Below are 14,680 nucleotides of genomic sequence, written 5' to 3'. Positions count from 1 at the left end.
TCCCGGACAACGGACGAAGTCGGTACAGACCCGGTACAGAACGCAGACTCCCGGCCACGGAGAGGTCACCGCGCGGGTGCGCTCAGTGGATGTCCGCGGGAAATGCGCTCATTGGACGCGCACAGAAAATCACGCCCGCGCGGGCGGCTCATTCCCCGCGCTCGCCGAAGTCCCGTGTTCCCCGTCGTCCGCGGCTTCCCCGGTGTCCGCATCTTCCCCGGTGTCTACGTCTTCGCCGTTGTCCGCGTCTTCGCCTTTGTCTCCGTGTTCGCCGTTGTCTCCGTGTTCGCCGTCTTCCTCGGGCTCTCCCTGTTCCTGGCGCGTGCCCGGCGGGTGCGGCAGCCGGTCGGCCGCCACCACGCCCTCCAGATAGCCGCGCGCCCGCTCGGTGCGCGGATACGCCTCCAGCAGCCGCCAGAAGCGCGGGCCGTGGCCGGGCACCAGCAGGTGGGCGAGTTCATGGACGAGGACGTAGTCGACGACGTACTCGGGCATGCCCTGCAACCGGTGGGACAGCCGGATACTGCCGTCGGAGGGGGTGCACGAGCCCCAGCGGGTGTTCTGGTTGGTGACCCAGCGCACCGAGGTGGGCCGGGCGCGGCCGTCGAAGCACTGGGCCGACAGCCGCTCGGCGCGCTCGGCCAGCTCGGCGTCGCCGATCAGGCGTTTGCTCTCCTGGGCCGCCAGCTTGTCCAGCATGACGCTCACCCAGCGTTGCTCCTCGGCCTCGGACATCCGGGCAGGGATGAGCACCACGGTGCGATCGCCCTCGCGGTATGCGGAGACCGTCCGTCGTCGACGGGCGCTCCTGCGTACCTCGATCGCGCTCACCCCCGAGCCGCTCGGCGGCTGGCTCGTCGTGCTGCGCTGTGGCGTTCCGGCGCTGTGCAGTGGATCGGCGGGCACGCCCCGACGTTACCCGCTACGCAGGTGTGAAGTCTTGACTCCGGAACCGTTCCGTTGCCGATCCCCCACCAAGCGTCTGATTTGTACGACGAATACCCGACGCCTGTGGACAACTTTCCGCGTCCGAGAGCGCGGCCGGGCATCCTGACTCACGTCGGCGGAGCGCGGACCGCAGGTCGGGTCGTGACGGTTCCACCGGCGAACGGGGATGTTCCGCGATTCTTCTGGGGCTACGGGGGCCTGTCATGCATCCGATGGTGAAGCCCGCGCTGCGGCGCGGCTGGCGCGATCTCAACACCGTGCAGTTCGGCATGGCGCCGGCGCACGCGATGACTCTGGGGCCGATGGACACCGCGACGGGCCATTTCCTCGATCTGCTCAACGGCACGCGCGGGCTGCCGCTGCTGCGCGAGGAGGCCCGCCGGATGGATCTGCCGGACGGCCATGTCGACGCGGTCGTCGACCGGCTGACCCGCTCCGGCCTGCTGGACGACGCCCGGGGCGGTGGCCCGGCCGCCGATGCCCTGCGCGCGAAGAAGGAGGTCCTGGACCGGCTCCGCCCGGACCACGCGTCCCTGTCCGTGACCACGTCCGAGCCGGGTGACGCCCTGGCCCGGCTCGCGGCCCGGCGCGCGATGCGGGTCCGGGTGCTGGGCGCGGGCCGGGTCGGGGTGGCGCTGGCGGCGCTGCTGTCCGGCGCGGGCGTCGGCGACGTCGATGTGCGCGACATCGGCAAGGTCGAGCCGTGGGACGTGGCCCCGGGCGGTCTGCCGGTCGAGTCGGTGGGAGAGCACCGGGCGGACGCGGCCCGCCGCGCGGTGCGCCGGGCGGCACCTGACCGGCCCCCGCGCCACGGCCCCGGACCAGCGGGGCAGGCATCCGACCCGGGACTGTCCCTGGTGATCCTCGCCCCGCGCGAAGACGTGGCCGTCCATGCCCCGGCCCCGGAGTCCGTCCGGTCTTTCCTCGCCTCCGGTACGCCGCATCTGTACGCGGGCGTCGTCGAGGCCACCGGTGTGGTCGGCCCGCTGGTCCTGCCCGGCGAGACCGGCTGCGCGGGCTGTCTCCAGGAGACCCGCACGGACCGCGACCCCACCTGGCCCCGGCTGGTGACGCAGTGGCGTTCCGGCAGGCAGCGCCAGGTGCGCCCCTGTGATCTGACCCTGGCCACGACGGTCGCCGGGCTGGCCGCGGCCCACGCGCTGGCCTTCCTGGACGGCGCGGTGCCGTCGAGCGCGGGCGCCCGCTGGGAGGTGTCGCTGCCCGTTCTCCAGTGGCACGCGCGACCGGTCCGGCCGCATCCCGCCTGCCCCTGCGGTGCCGCGGAGAAAGGTAAGACGGAACACACCTCTGAGGAAGGGCCGCAGCACGAGACAATGGCGGTGCAACGGTCGTCGAAGCCGTCATGCCGTACCCCCGGCGCGGCGCGGCCGTCCGGCACTTGGAGGGCGCATGTCTGATCTTCCCCGGAAGGCGGTCACCCGGACCGCCAAGCTCGCAGCGCTCCCGCTCGGTTTCGCCGGACGGGCCACCTGGGGCCTGGGCAAGCGGATCGTGGGCGAATCGGCGGAGATCGTCGGCCGTGAGCTACAGCAGCGGACGGCGGAGCAGCTGTTCAAGGTGCTCGGCGAGCTGAAGGGCGGCGCGATGAAGTTCGGGCAGGCGCTGTCCGTCTTCGAGTCCGCCCTGCCCGAGGAGATCGCGGGACCCTACCGGGCGGCGCTGACCAAGCTCCAGGAGGCGGCGCCCCCGATGCCGACCCGCACGGTGCACGCCGTGCTCGGCGAGCGGCTCGGCGACGACTGGCGGGAGCTGTTCCTGGAGTTCGAGGAGAAGCCCGCCGCGGCGGCCTCGATCGGCCAGGTGCACCGAGGCGTGTGGCACGACGGGCGTGAGGTCGCGATCAAGGTCCAGTACCCGGGCGCAGGCGAGGCCCTCCTGTCCGATCTGAACCAATTGAGCCGCTTTTCCCGTCTCTTGGGCCCGCTCATCCCCGGCATGGACATCAAGCCGCTGATCACGGAGCTGCGCGACCGGGTCTCCGAGGAGCTGGACTACGCCCTGGAGGCCCAGGCCCAGCGGGCACACGCGGAGGAGTTCGCCGACGACCCGGATGTCGTCGTCCCGGCCGTGGTCCACCAGTGCGACCAGGTGCTGATCACCGAGTGGATCGACGGCATCCCGCTGTCGGAGATCATCTCGGACGGCACCGAGGAGCAGCGCGACCGCGCCGGGCAGCTTCTGGCCCGTTTCCTGTTCTCCGGCCCGGCCCGCACGGGCCTGCTGCACGCCGACCCGCACCCCGGCAACTTCCGGCTGCTGCCCGGCGGCCCGGCCGGCGACGACGACTGGCGCCTGGGCGTCCTGGACTTCGGCACGGTCGACCGGCTCCCCGGCGGCCTGCCCACCCCGATCGGCACCAGCCTGCGCCTGACGCTGGACGGCGAGGCGGAGGCGGTCTACGAGCTGCTCCGCACGGAGGGTTTCGTCAAGGAGTCGATAGAGCTGGACCCCGACGCCGTCCTGGACTACCTCCTTCCGATCATCGAGCCGGCTCTGGTGGAGTCGTTCACCTTCACCCGCGGCTGGATGCGCAGCCAGGCCGCCCGTATCGGCGACGTCCGCTCCCCCGCCTACCAGCTCGGCAAGCAGCTCAATCTGCCCCCGGCCTATCTCCTGATACACCGCGTCACCCTCAGCACCATCGGCGTCCTGTGCCAGCTCGGCGCGACGGTCCGGCTGCGGGAGGAACTGGAGGAGTGGCTGCCCGGGTTCGCCCTGGAAGAGGAACCGGCCGATGAGCCGGAAGGCGAACCGGAGGACGGGCCGGAGGGCGAACCGGCGGGCGAACTGGCGGACGTACGGGAGGACGGGCTGACGGAGGACGGGATGCCTGAGAACGGGCTGCTGAAGAACGGGCTCCTGAAGGACGGCTCGGCAGGCGAGGACCAGGAATCGCCGCCGCGGGCAGCGAAGGCGTAACTCTCGTCGGCCAGAGCCCGGGCCACCCCGTCCGGGCCGCCCTCGCCACCGCTCCCGGCATCACTGGTCATCCGGCGACGATGGCTCCGCATCCCGGGGGATGCCCGGACACAACGCACGGCGGGGGCCGGTCCGGTGGGGCGGGCCGGCCCCCGCGGGAAGCCTTCGCCTCCCGGTCCGGGAGGTCACCGCTTCGGGTGTGGGTGGATCACTGCATGACGGCGATGGCCAGCGCACGGCGGGCACGCATCGAGGCGCGCTCGGCCCGGCGCTGCATCCGGCGGGCAGCCACCAGGCTGATCGCCCGGCGCTCCTGCTCCGCGTCACGCAGACGGTCGTGCATATGCGCACGAGCCAGCGCTTCTGGGATGAGTTGCATCTCTCGGGTCCTGTTCTGGCGCGAGTCGTTCGCACCGGTGGTGGTGACGTCTTCGGTCGCCGAGCCGGTGGGCTCGTTGGCGGACGGCTTCATCGGGGCCTGCTTCTGGGGGTCGAGCGTGAGGGGGCGGTCGATCGTTCCTGCGGTGTTCATGCCGTGACCGGGTTCTTGCGCGGGCGGCCACGAGGCCGCTTCCGGGCGACGACGACACCCTGGACGAACAGCTCTCCACCCCAGACGCCCCAGGGCTCACGCCGCTCCTTGGCGCCGGCGAGGCAGGCCTCCATCAGCGGACAGGTGCGGCACAGGGACTTGGCGTACTCGACGTCCGCCGGGGACTCCGCGAAGAAGACCTCCGGGTCGTAGGAACGGCAGGGGACGGGTACGCCCAGGTTCTCGATGGCGTCGTCGAGCGCGGTGAGCGCGGTGAGCGGGGTCAAGGTGGAGTCCTCCGTGAGGCCGGGCGGCGAGATCGTTTCGGAAGGCGGTACGGACGTGGCGTGCGCATCGAGTTGCACGGTTCGTCTTCCTCGTCTGGTCGGTCCGGCCCTGTTGGGCCGGTGGTCGGCTGGTACCGGGTTCTTTTCTTGTCCCGAGGCCCCTTCGGCCTGCTCTCCCCCGTTCAGGGAAAACAGAAGGGCCGCGGATCCCGGATGGGGTTCCGCGGCCCTGGAAGGTGCCGGCCTGATCGCCGATCAGGCTGGATCGCTCCAGGGTTCTGGCCCACGGAAGGCCCACATCAGGTGGTGCTGCGTCGTCAGCTTCCGGAATCCGGCACCGGTCGCCGTAAAGACATAGGCCAGCGCCTTAGCCTTTACTGCCGCTTCCAGTGCCTTGGTCGGTCGCTCATTGCGCTCCCGGACGGGGAGGCCCGCCAGAGACACGGGGGACGCCAGGCGTGCGGCAGGAATGCCGGACACACGGGTGCCCCGGTCCGAAGCGCCGAGCATGCACAGGGAGACGGCCGAGCGATCGGTCATTTTGACCGTGCTGCTGAAGCTGCTGGTGTTGATGGTGATCACTGGGCTCGCCTCCTCTCGGCGTATCGGGGGGTTGGGATGAACCAACCCGGTCGGATATGCAAGTAGAACACGGAATCAGTGCCTCCGAGAAGGCCGCTGTTCCGTGTGTAAGAACCTATGGGGATTGACGGGGCTTTCGCAAACTATTTTTTCGACGAGTTGGCATCGGCTGTGCCGTCCGCCGCCGCGGGGTCATGGCCTGCGCAGATGGCCAGCACATCGGCCCCGTAGCGGCGGAACTTGCGCATCCCCACGCCCGGGATCCGGGCCAGCTCCCGCTCGTCCTCGGGTCCGGCCTCGGCGATCGCGATCATCGTCTTGTCGGTGAGGACGCAGAACGCGGGCTGCCCGCTGCGCCCCGCCACGTCCGCCCGCCATGCCCGCAGCCGCTCGTAGAGCCCCTCGTCCATGTCGGACGGGCAGTCCTCGCAGCGCATCAGTTTCATCTCGCCGGCCTCGGTGAGGGTGCGTCCGCAGACCCGGCAGCGGGCGGGGGTGCGCTGGGTGCGTCTCGGGGGGGCCTCGGCGAGGCCGACGACCCCGCGCTCGACCCCGCCCGGACCGGCCGCCGCCGCGCGGGCCGCGCCCGCCGGGGAGCCGGGGCGCAGTCCGTCGAGGAAGCGGCTGACGCGGCGGGACGGCCGGTTGCCCGGTGAGCGGGCGAGGGCCCAGGAGACATGGAGCCGCTCGCGGGCCCGGGTGACACCGACATAGAGGAGGCGGCGCTCCTCCTCGATCTGCTCGTCGGTTCTGGCGTAGGTGATCGGCATCATGCCCTCGGCGACGCCGACCAGGAAGACGACATCCCACTCCAGGCCCTTGGCCGAGTGCAGCGAGGCGAGGGTGACGCCCTGCACGGTCGGGGCGTGCTGGGCGCCCGCCCGCTCGTCCAGCTCGGCCACCAGGTCGCCGAGGGTGGCGTCTGCTCTGGCGGCGGTGAAGTCCTGCGCGAGGTGCACCAGCGCGGCCAGCGACTCCCAGCGCTCTCGCACGGCTCCCGAGCCGGCCGGCGGCTGTGCGGTCCAGCCCTCGCCGGAGAGCACGGCACGGACCTGGGAAGGCAGGTCGACGGCCCCGTCGAGGGCGGAGTCATTGCCCCCGAAGCGGGCGGCGGCGCGCAGGTTCACGATCGCTCTGCGCACCTCGGGCCGGTCGAAGAACCGCTCGGCGCCGCGCAGCTGGTAGGGGATCCCGGCGTCGGCGAGGGCCTGCTCGTAGGTCTCGGACTGGGCGTTGGCGCGGAACAGGATGGCGATCTCGCTCGCCGGGACACCGGCGGTGAGCAGGGCGCGGATGCGCTGGGCGGCGCCCTCGGCCTCGGCGGGCTCGTCCGGGTACTCGGTGTGGACCGGCTCGGGTCCGGCGGCCCGCTGGGAGATCAGCTCCAGCCGGTGGTCGGCGGCCCGGCCGCTGGCCTGGGCGAGCAGCCCGTTGGCGAGATGGACGACCTGGGGGGTGGAGCGGTAGTCGCGGACCAGCTTGACGACGGTGGCACCGGGGTGGCGGACGCGGAAGTCGAGCAGATGGTCCGGGGTTGCTCCGGTGAACGAGTAGATCGTCTGGCTGGCGTCGCCGACCACGCACAGGTCGTCCCGCTCCCCCAGCCACAGATCGAGCAGGCGCTGCTGGAGCGGGCTGACGTCCTGGTACTCGTCGACCACGAAGTGCTGGTACTGGGCGCGGACCTGTTCGGCGATGTCGTGGCGGTCCTGGAGGATGCCGACGGTCAGCAGCAGCACGTCCTCGAAGTCGATGACCGCGCGGGCCCGCTTGAGGTCCTCGTAGGCGGCGTACAGCTGGGCGATCTCGGCCGGGTCGCGGGGGATGTCGCGGCCGGCCTTCGCGGCTGCGAGCGCGTAGTCGGCGGGCACGGTCTGGGTGACCTTCGCCCATTCGATCTCACCGGTGACGTCCCGCAGCTCGCCCCGGTCCAGGCGCAGCCGGCAGGCCGCGGCGGCGTCGGTGACGAGCTGGATCTTGCGGTCGACGATCCGGGGCATGGCACCGCCGACGGCTTTCGGCCAGAAGTACTGGAGCTGGCGCAGGGCGGCCGAGTGGAACGTACGGGCCTGGACACCCTGGGCGCCGAGCTGGCGGAGCCGGCCTCGCATCTCCCCGGCCGCGCGGTTGGTGAAGGTGACGGCGAGCACGCTGGAGGGCTGGAGGATGCCCGCGCGCACTCCGTAGGCGATGCGGTGGGTGATGGCCCGCGTCTTGCCCGTACCGGCTCCGGCCAGGACGCACACCGGGCCGCGCAGGGTGGTGGCCACCTCGCGCTGCTCGGGGTCGAGCCCTTCGAGCACGGCGTCGGCCGTGTCCGGTACGCCCGGGAAGAGGGGGGAGTGCGTTGCTGCTGTCACACGGCCATGCTGCCAGGTCGCCGGAGACGGGTGAGCCGGTTGTCCACAGGCGGATTCATGCAGTCGTACTAATACGACCGGGTGTGGCGCTTCACGCTCGCCGGGGCGACCCGGGCGGGCGGAACCTCACGCGGGGCGCCCGTGACTGCCGACCGGCAGATCCGCACGCGGATACCCCCGGCGGGAATGGCTGCCGGTTCCGATACGTTCCCTGAGCGCGAGCACCCGTCCCCGGACCGCCGAAGGAGCGCGAGAGACAATGTCGGGCACTGTGACGATGTACAGCACCACGTGGTGCGGCTACTGCCGCCGGCTGAAGAGCCAGATGGACCGCGAGGGCATCGCGTACGACGAGATCAACATCGAGCAGGACCCGGAGTCCGCCGACTTCGTGGAGAAGGCCAACAACGGCAACCAGACCGTGCCCACGGTACGGATCGTCCCGGCCTCCGGCGGTGCCGAGGTGGTCATGACCAATCCGAGCCTGGCCCAGGTGAAGCAGGCCCTCGCGGCCTGAGACCCGTGTTCCTCGCCGCGCGGCGCGTCTGACGTCACGGCCCTTTCCGGTACGTACCGGAAGGGGCCGTCGGCGTTCGGCCGCAGGTCGTGACGGGGGCGCCGGTCAGGCCACGTTGCGGGTCGGCATCGGCTTTCCGTACCAGAGTTCGATCAGTCGGGCGGCGATGGAGATGCCGTACGGGGGCAGCACCTCGCCGGAGTCGAAGGCGGCGCGCAGTTCGTCGCGGGAGAACCAGCGGGCCTCGCCGATCTCGTCGCCGTCGACGGTGATCTCGGTGGAGGTGGCGCGGGCCAGGAAGCCCAGCATCAGGCTGGACGGGAACGGCCAGGGCTGGCTCGCGACGTACTCGACCTGGCCGACGGTGATGCCGGCCTCCTCGAACACCTCGCGGCGCACCGACTGCTCCACGGACTCGCCGGGCTCGACGAAACCGGCCAGCGTGGAGAAGCGGCCCTCGGGCCAGTGCACCTGGCGGCCGAGCAGGATGCGGTCGTCCTCGTCGGTGACCGCCATGATCACGGCGGGGTCGGTGCGCGGGTAGTGCTCGGCGCCGCACGCGGGGCAGCGGCGGATATGGCCGGCGGCGGCGATCACCGTGCGCTCGCCGCAGCGGGAGCAGAAGCGGTGGGTGCGCTGCCAGTTCTCCAGGCCGACCGCGTGCACCATGAGGCCCGCGTCGCGCGGGGCGAGCAGCAGCCCGGCCTCGCGCAGCCCCGCCGGGCGCGCGGACTGGTCGATACGGCCGGGAAGGGCGTCCTTCTGGAGGGCGAAATAGCTCACCCCGTCCTCGTCGATGCCCAGGAAGTAGCGGTGGGCCTCGGTGAGGGGGGCCTCGAAGGACGGGGTCATGACGAGTTCGGTGTGGCCCTTGGACGTCTCGTCGATCAGGACCTGGCCGCCGGACACCACGAAGCAGCGGGTCGTGGGGTGGCTCCACGCCGCGGCGAGCCAGCCCTCGTCGAGCCGGTGGTGCGCGGCGCGGTCGATGCCGGTGGGGGCGGTGAGCGAGATGGGTCGGTCGGCGGTGTGGTCGGTCCAGGTGGTCACGGGTGCTTCCAACTCCCCCAGGGCAACGGATCGTTTCGGCGGGCGGTTCGGCGGGACGTACGGCGGGAGATGTCGTCGTCCGTCGGGGCCCGGCCGTGCGGGGCGGTGCTTCCAGTGTGCCCCGCGCGGGCGGCCCGTCCGGACGGCGCCGGACGGTCAGGGCGCATGGCTCCAGTGCTCCGCGAGATCGCCCCACAGGTACGCCGTGGTCTCGACGCCCTTGAGCAGCAGGTCCAGCTCCACCTTCTCGTTCGGCGCGTGCCAGCCGTCGGACGGGACGGAGATGCCGAGGAAGAGCACCGGGGCGCCGAGCACCTCCTGGAGGTCCGCGGCCGGTCCTGAGCCGCCCTCGCGCGTGTAGCGCACGGGCTGCTCGAAGGCGCGGCCCATGGCGCGCGCCACGGACCCGAGCGCGGGGTGGTCGAGCGGGGTGAGACAGGGGCGGGTGGCGCCGCCGAAGACGATCTCGTGCCGGATCCCGGCCGGGAGCTGTTCGGCGGCCCAGCCGCGGACCGCCTTCTCGATGTGGCCGGGGTCCTGTCCGGCGACCAGCCGGAAGGAGAGCTTCACCATGGCCTCGGACGGGATGATCGTCTTGCTGCCGGGGCCCTGGTAGCCCCCGCCGATGCCGTTGACCTCGGCGGTCGGGCGGGCCCAGATCCGCTCCAGGGTGGTGTGCCCGGCCTCGCCGAGTGTGGCGTGCGACCTGGCCGTGCGCAGCCAGCCGGCCTCGTCGAAGGGCAGTTCCGCGAAGAGCGCCCGCTCGCGGTCGGTCAGCTCGGCGACACCGTCGTAGAAGCCGGGGATCGCCACGCGCGCGTGCTCGTCGTGCAGGGCCGCGACCAGGCGGGCGGCGGCGGTGGCCGGGTTGGGCACGGCACCGCCGAAGGAGCCGGAGTGGATGTCCTGGTCGGGTCCGTACAGCCGGATCTCGCACTCGGCCAGGCCCCGCATGCCGGTGCACACGGTCGGGGTGTCGGCGGACCACATGCCGGTGTCGGAGACGATCACCGCGTCCGCGGCGAGCCGCTCGGCCCGCTCCTCGACCAGCGCGCGGAAGTGCGGCGAACCGGACTCCTCCTCGCCCTCGACGAGCAGCTTCAGATGCACGGCCGGGGAGGTGCGGCCGGTCGCGGCCAGGTGGGCGCGGACGCCGAGTGTGTGGAAGAACACCTGGCCCTTGTCGTCGGCCGCCCCGCGCGCGTAGAGCCGGTTCTCCCGGACGACGGGCTCGAAGGGGTCGCTGTCCCAGCCGTCCTCGCGCGCTGCGGGCTGCACGTCGTGGTGACCGTAGACGAGGACCGTGGGTGCCGCGGGGTCGTCGCTGGGCCACTCCGCGTAGACGGCGGGGGCGCCCTGGGTCGGCCAGACCTCGGCCACCGGGAAGCCGGTCTCGGTCAGCTTGGCGGCGAGCCAGTCCGCGCTGCGCCGGACGTCCGCCGCGTGGTCGGGCTGGGCCGACACCGACGGGATGCGCAGCCACTCGCACAGCCCGTCGAGGAAGGCATCCCGGTGCCGGGCGATGTACGTACGGACGGCGCTGTCCGGGGTGTGGCTCATGGTCACGAGCCTATCGGCCCACAGTGACAACCCGTTCGTGCTGTTCGTCACCGGGCGGTCCGTCCCCGGGTGGTCCGTCTCCGGGCCGTCCGTCCCCGGGGTCCGTCAGCAGCAGCCGCTCCAGCGCGGCGCGGTCCGGCAGATCGTCGTGGCGTACGACCTCACCGGTGCGCACGTGCACGAAGGCGGCCGTCACCGACTCCGGCGGCACCCCCTGCCGCTCGGCCCAGGCGAGCCGGTACAGGGCGAGCTGGAGCGGATCGGCGTCCCGGCCCCGGCCCGTCTTCCAGTCGACGATCTCGTACGTCCGCGTCTCGCCGTCGTCCGTCCGGTAGACGGCGTCGATACGGCCCCGGATCACCCGGCCTGCGATGCCCAGCTGGAAGGACGCCTCGACGCGGTAGGGCGTGCGGTGGGCGTACTCGGTGCGTTCGAACGCCTCCTTGAGGGCCTCCAGGTCGCGTTCGTCGGCGATCTCGGCGTCGCCGCCGGGTAGTTCGTCCGGCCCCAGCATGGGCAGGGTCAGTTCCTCGAAGCGGGCCTCGACCCAGGCGTGGAAACGGGTGCCCCGGCGTGCGGCGGGCTGGGGCGCGCGGGGCATGGGGCGGGCCAGTTCCTGCGCGAAGCCCTCGGGGTCGGCGGCCATCCGCATCACCTGCGTGGCGGTGAGCGAGGCGGGCAGGGTCACTTCCGTGACGGCCTCCCGCGCGCGCAGCAGCTCCCCGGTGAGCGCGTCCAGGTCACGGTCCCAGGAGGCGATGGCGCGGGCTTCCTCGGGGGTGAGCGGCTCGGGCGTCGGGTGCGTGGATGTCCGGTGCGGGGGGGGCTGGTGCGCGGGTGTCTGGTGCGTGGACGTCCGGTGCGGGGGTGTCTGGTGGGGGACGGTAGGGCGACGGGGGTGTTCGTCGTGGGGTGTGGGGGCGTACGGCGGGTCGTCGTCGGGCGGGGGGTCGCCGTACGGGTGATCGTTGTAGGGGTGGCTGTCGTGCGGGTGGCTGCCGTAGGGGTCGTCGTCGGGTAGGGCGCCGTAGGGGCGCTCGGCGGGCGTGAGCCCGTCCTCGTCGGCGGGTTCTTCCCCGTAGGGCGGCTCCGGCGGCTCCTCCTCGTAGCCGGGTGGTTCCTCCTCGTACGGTGGCTCGTCCTCGGGTGCGGTGGGCCAGTCCGGGTCCTCGTACGTGCCGGGGTCGTGGACGGCCGCACGGTGGGCGGTCTCGCGGGCGGCTAGGGCGTCCAGGTGGGCGAGGACGGTCCTGGCGGCGGCGCGGCGGCGGGCGAGGGCGGTGTCGTCCAGGGGCAGCGGCCAGGCGTGGTCGGCGGTCCGCCGGCCCAGAGCGGGGTTCTCCTCGCCGTCCTCCGGTTCGCCGGCCCAGACCTCGATCTCGCCGTGTCCGGCGACGCAGTGGTCGTACAGGACTGTGAGAAAGCCGGAGGGGCCGCGGCGGCGCTTCTGGGTGGGGCCCCACCAGTGGCCGGAACCGAGCAGGAGGGAGCGGGGGCGGGTGAAGGTCACATAGCCGAGGCGGAGTTCCTCGGTGTGCTGGTGGTCCTTCATCGCCTCGTGGAACGCCTTCATCCCGCGCGCGTCCCAGGACCGGATGTCGGGGAGGGTGTCGGCGTCGCCGCGCAGTTCGTGCGGCACCACCTTGGCCTGGGCGGTCCACTTCTCGCGGCCCTGGGTGCTGGGGAAGGTGCCGGTGACCAGGCCGGGGACGGCGACGACATCCCATTCGAGGCCCTTGGACTTGTGCGCGGTGAGCACCTTGACGGTGTTCTCGCCGCCGGGCAGGGCGTTGTCGAGGCCCTTCTCGTACTGGGCCGCGGTGCGCAGGAAGCCCAGGAAGGCCAGGAGGGTGGCCGTGCCGTCGCCGGCGGCGAAGGACGCGGCGACGTCCAGGAAGTTGGAGAGGGTCTCGCGGCGGCGGGCGGCCAGCGCGTGCGGGGACGCGGAGAGTTCGACCTCCAGGCCGGTGACCGCGAGGACGCGGTGCAGGACGTCCATGAGCGGGTCGGCGAGCGAGCGGCGCAGGTCGCGCAGTTCGGTGGCGAGGCGGGCGAACCGCACGCGTGCCTCGGCCGAGAACGGCAGCGTGTCGTCGTCCCGGCCGCCGAGGAAGGTGTCCAGGGCGTCCGCGAGGGAGATCACCTCGGCCGGGTCGACGCCCTCGACGGCCTCGGCGAGCCTGCGGTCCAGGTCGTCGTCGCCCACGCGCGTGTGGGCGACGAGCAGCCGGGCGCGCCGCCCGAGGAGGGCGAGGTCGCGCGCGCCGATGCGCCAGCGCGGGCCGGTCAGCAGCCGGACCAGGGAGGCGTTGGCGCCGGGGTCCTGGAGGACCTCGCACACGGCGACCAGGTCGGCGACCTCGGGCAGGTGCAGCAGCCCGGACAGGCCGACCACCTCGACGGGGACGTCCCGGGCGACGAGCGCGCCCTGGATCTCGGCGAAGTCGGTCGCCGTGCGGCACAGGACGGCGATCTCGCCGGGGGCCGTGCCGGTGCGCACGAGGTGGGCGACCGAGTCGGCGAGCCAGTCGATCTCCTCGGCGTGGGTGGGCAGCAGGGCGCAGCGGACCTGTCCGTCGTGTTCGGCGCCGGGGGCCGGGCGCAGGGCCTCCACGCCCGCGTGCCGGGCGCGCAGCGGCTCGGCGAGGCCGTTGGCGAGGCCGAGGAGCCGGCCGCCGCTGCGGCGGTTCTCGCTGAGCGCCTGGCGGGTCGCGCGCCCGCCGTCCGCGCGGGCGAAGTGCTCGGGGAAGTCGTCCAGGTTGGCGACGGAGGCGCCGCGCCAGCCGTAGATCGCCTGGCAGGGGTCGCCCACGGCGGTCACCGGGTGGCCGGTGCCGCCGCCGAAGAGCCCCGCCAGCAGGACGCGTTGGGCGACCGAGGTGTCCTGGTACTCGTCGAGGAGCACCACGCGGAACTCCTCGCGCAGCAGCCGGCCCACCTCGGGGAGTTGAGCGAGCCGGGCGGCGAGGGCGATCTGGTCGCCGAAGTCGAGGAGGTCGCGTTCGCGCTTGGCCGTGCGGTAGCGCAGGACCAGTTCGGCGAGTTCACGCCGCGCGGCGGCCGTGTCGGGGACCTTGCGCAGGTCCGGGTTGGTGAGCTTGGCGCCCTGGACGGCGAGCAGGAGTTCGGCGTCCCACGCGCGCAGGCTCTCCGGCCGGACGAGGTGCTCGGCCAGTTCGGCGTCCAGCGCGAGGAGGTCGCTGACCAGGTCGGGGAAGGAGCGGGTGAGCGCCGGGTAGAGCCCCGGGGCCTCGCGCAGGACGCGCGCGGCCAGCTGGAAGCGGGTGGCGTCGGCGAGGAGGCGGGAGGAGGGCTCCAGGCCGATGCGCAGTCCGTGGTCGGTCAGCAGCCGTCCCGCGAAGGCGTGGTACGTGGAGATCACCGGCTCGCCCGGCGGGTGGTCCGGGTCGATGACGTCGGGGTCGGTCACGCCCGCCCTGACCAGTGCCTTGCGGACCCGCTCGGCGAGTTCGCCGGCTGCCTTGTTGGTGAAGGTGAGGCCGAGCACCTGTTCGGGGGCGACCTGGCCGGTGCCGACCAGCCACACCACGCGGGCCGCCATCACCGTCGTCTTGCCGGAGCCCGCTCCGGCCACGATCACCTGCGGGGCGGGCGGCGCGACGATGCAGGCCGTCTGCTCCGGGGTGAACGGAATCCCGAGAAGCTCCTTGAGCTGCTCGGGGTCGGTGAGGTGTGCGGGCATGTCGGAGAGGCTATCGGCGGGCACTGACAACGGGTTGCGCAGGCGGCGGGGGCGGGTGGGCACGGGGGGTGCCAGGGCGGGCGGGAGGGTGAGGGGGCATAGGTGTGCGAGGGGGTGGGCGCGGGTGTGCCCCAGGCGTCGGGAGGGCGAGTGGGCGCGCGTGTACCTAGGCGGCGGGAGAGCAGGGGGCATGGGTGCGCC

The 14,680-nt window shown here is 72.8% G+C and carries 10 protein-coding genes and 1 pseudogene; 3 read left to right on the top strand and 8 right to left on the bottom strand.

Going from position 1 to position 14,680, the window contains the following annotated elements; genetic code table 11:
- Nucleotides 1-312 precede the first annotated feature (312 nt).
- A pseudogene (locus ACFRFC_RS28190) lies at nucleotides 313-906 on the bottom strand (M48 family metallopeptidase); the annotation flags it as partial.
- Between the two features lie 245 nt (nucleotides 907-1,151).
- Between ACFRFC_RS28190 and ACFRFC_RS28185 the strand changes: the two are divergent.
- Nucleotides 1,152-2,366, top strand: a complete 1,215-nt coding sequence (locus tag ACFRFC_RS28185) for a TOMM precursor leader peptide-binding protein (protein ID WP_382685025.1) — start codon at nucleotides 1,152-1,154, stop codon at nucleotides 2,364-2,366.
- A complete protein-coding gene (locus ACFRFC_RS28180; protein WP_382685023.1) occupies nucleotides 2,359-3,888 on the top strand; it encodes an ABC1 kinase family protein in 1,530 nt (509 codons plus the stop codon). Before ACFRFC_RS28185 ends, ACFRFC_RS28180 begins: the two co-directional genes overlap by 8 nt.
- Nucleotides 3,889-4,096: 208 nt before the next feature.
- Here ACFRFC_RS28180 and ACFRFC_RS28175 read toward each other — a convergent pair whose 3' ends face one another.
- From ACFRFC_RS28175 to ACFRFC_RS28160, 4 genes are all read right to left on the bottom strand, one after another.
- Nucleotides 4,097-4,420, bottom strand: coding sequence for a hypothetical protein (locus ACFRFC_RS28175; RefSeq protein ID WP_382685020.1), 324 nt, complete (start codon nucleotides 4,418-4,420; stop codon nucleotides 4,097-4,099).
- Nucleotides 4,417-4,785 (bottom strand): WhiB family transcriptional regulator, encoded by a 369-nt coding sequence (locus ACFRFC_RS28170; RefSeq protein ID WP_382685018.1) that lies wholly within the window; start codon nucleotides 4,783-4,785, stop codon nucleotides 4,417-4,419. Before ACFRFC_RS28170 ends, ACFRFC_RS28175 begins: the two co-directional genes overlap by 4 nt.
- 177 nt (nucleotides 4,786-4,962) lie before the next feature.
- Nucleotides 4,963-5,289 carry a hypothetical protein gene (locus ACFRFC_RS28165; protein ID WP_382685016.1) on the bottom strand — a complete coding sequence of 109 codons (327 nt, stop codon included), beginning with the start codon at nucleotides 5,287-5,289 and terminating at the stop codon, nucleotides 4,963-4,965.
- 143 nt (nucleotides 5,290-5,432) lie between these two features.
- Nucleotides 5,433-7,649 carry an ATP-dependent DNA helicase UvrD2 gene (locus ACFRFC_RS28160; RefSeq protein ID WP_382685014.1) on the bottom strand — a complete coding sequence of 739 codons (2,217 nt, stop codon included), beginning with the start codon at nucleotides 7,647-7,649 and terminating at the stop codon, nucleotides 5,433-5,435.
- Nucleotides 7,650-7,908: 259 nt separating this feature from the next.
- On the opposite strand from ACFRFC_RS28160, the gene ACFRFC_RS28155 reads away from it, so the two are divergent.
- Nucleotides 7,909-8,166, top strand: a complete 258-nt coding sequence (locus ACFRFC_RS28155) for a mycoredoxin (protein ID WP_382685011.1) — start codon at nucleotides 7,909-7,911, stop codon at nucleotides 8,164-8,166.
- 105 nt (nucleotides 8,167-8,271) lie between these two features.
- On the opposite strand, the gene nudC is transcribed toward ACFRFC_RS28155, so the two are convergent.
- The 3 genes from nudC to ACFRFC_RS28140 form a co-directional block, all read right to left on the bottom strand.
- Nucleotides 8,272-9,216 (bottom strand): NAD(+) diphosphatase, encoded by a 945-nt coding sequence (nudC, locus tag ACFRFC_RS28150; RefSeq protein WP_382685009.1) that lies wholly within the window; start codon nucleotides 9,214-9,216, stop codon nucleotides 8,272-8,274.
- Between the two features lie 156 nt (nucleotides 9,217-9,372).
- Nucleotides 9,373-10,776 carry a dipeptidase gene (locus ACFRFC_RS28145; RefSeq protein WP_382685007.1) on the bottom strand — a complete coding sequence of 468 codons (1,404 nt, stop codon included), beginning with the start codon at nucleotides 10,774-10,776 and terminating at the stop codon, nucleotides 9,373-9,375.
- Between the two features lie 10 nt (nucleotides 10,777-10,786).
- The gene (locus ACFRFC_RS28140; RefSeq protein ID WP_382685004.1) at nucleotides 10,787-14,479 is read right to left on the bottom strand and encodes a UvrD-helicase domain-containing protein; all 3,693 of its coding nucleotides are present in this window, start codon (nucleotides 14,477-14,479) and stop codon (nucleotides 10,787-10,789) included.
- Between the last annotated feature and the right edge of the window lie 201 nt (nucleotides 14,480-14,680).

Origin of the sequence: Streptomyces sp. NPDC056734, assembly GCF_042790455.1 — a bacterium.
Lineage (GTDB): Bacteria > Actinomycetota > Actinomycetes > Streptomycetales > Streptomycetaceae > Streptomyces.
This window is presented reverse-complemented; position numbering and strand designations above follow the sequence as displayed.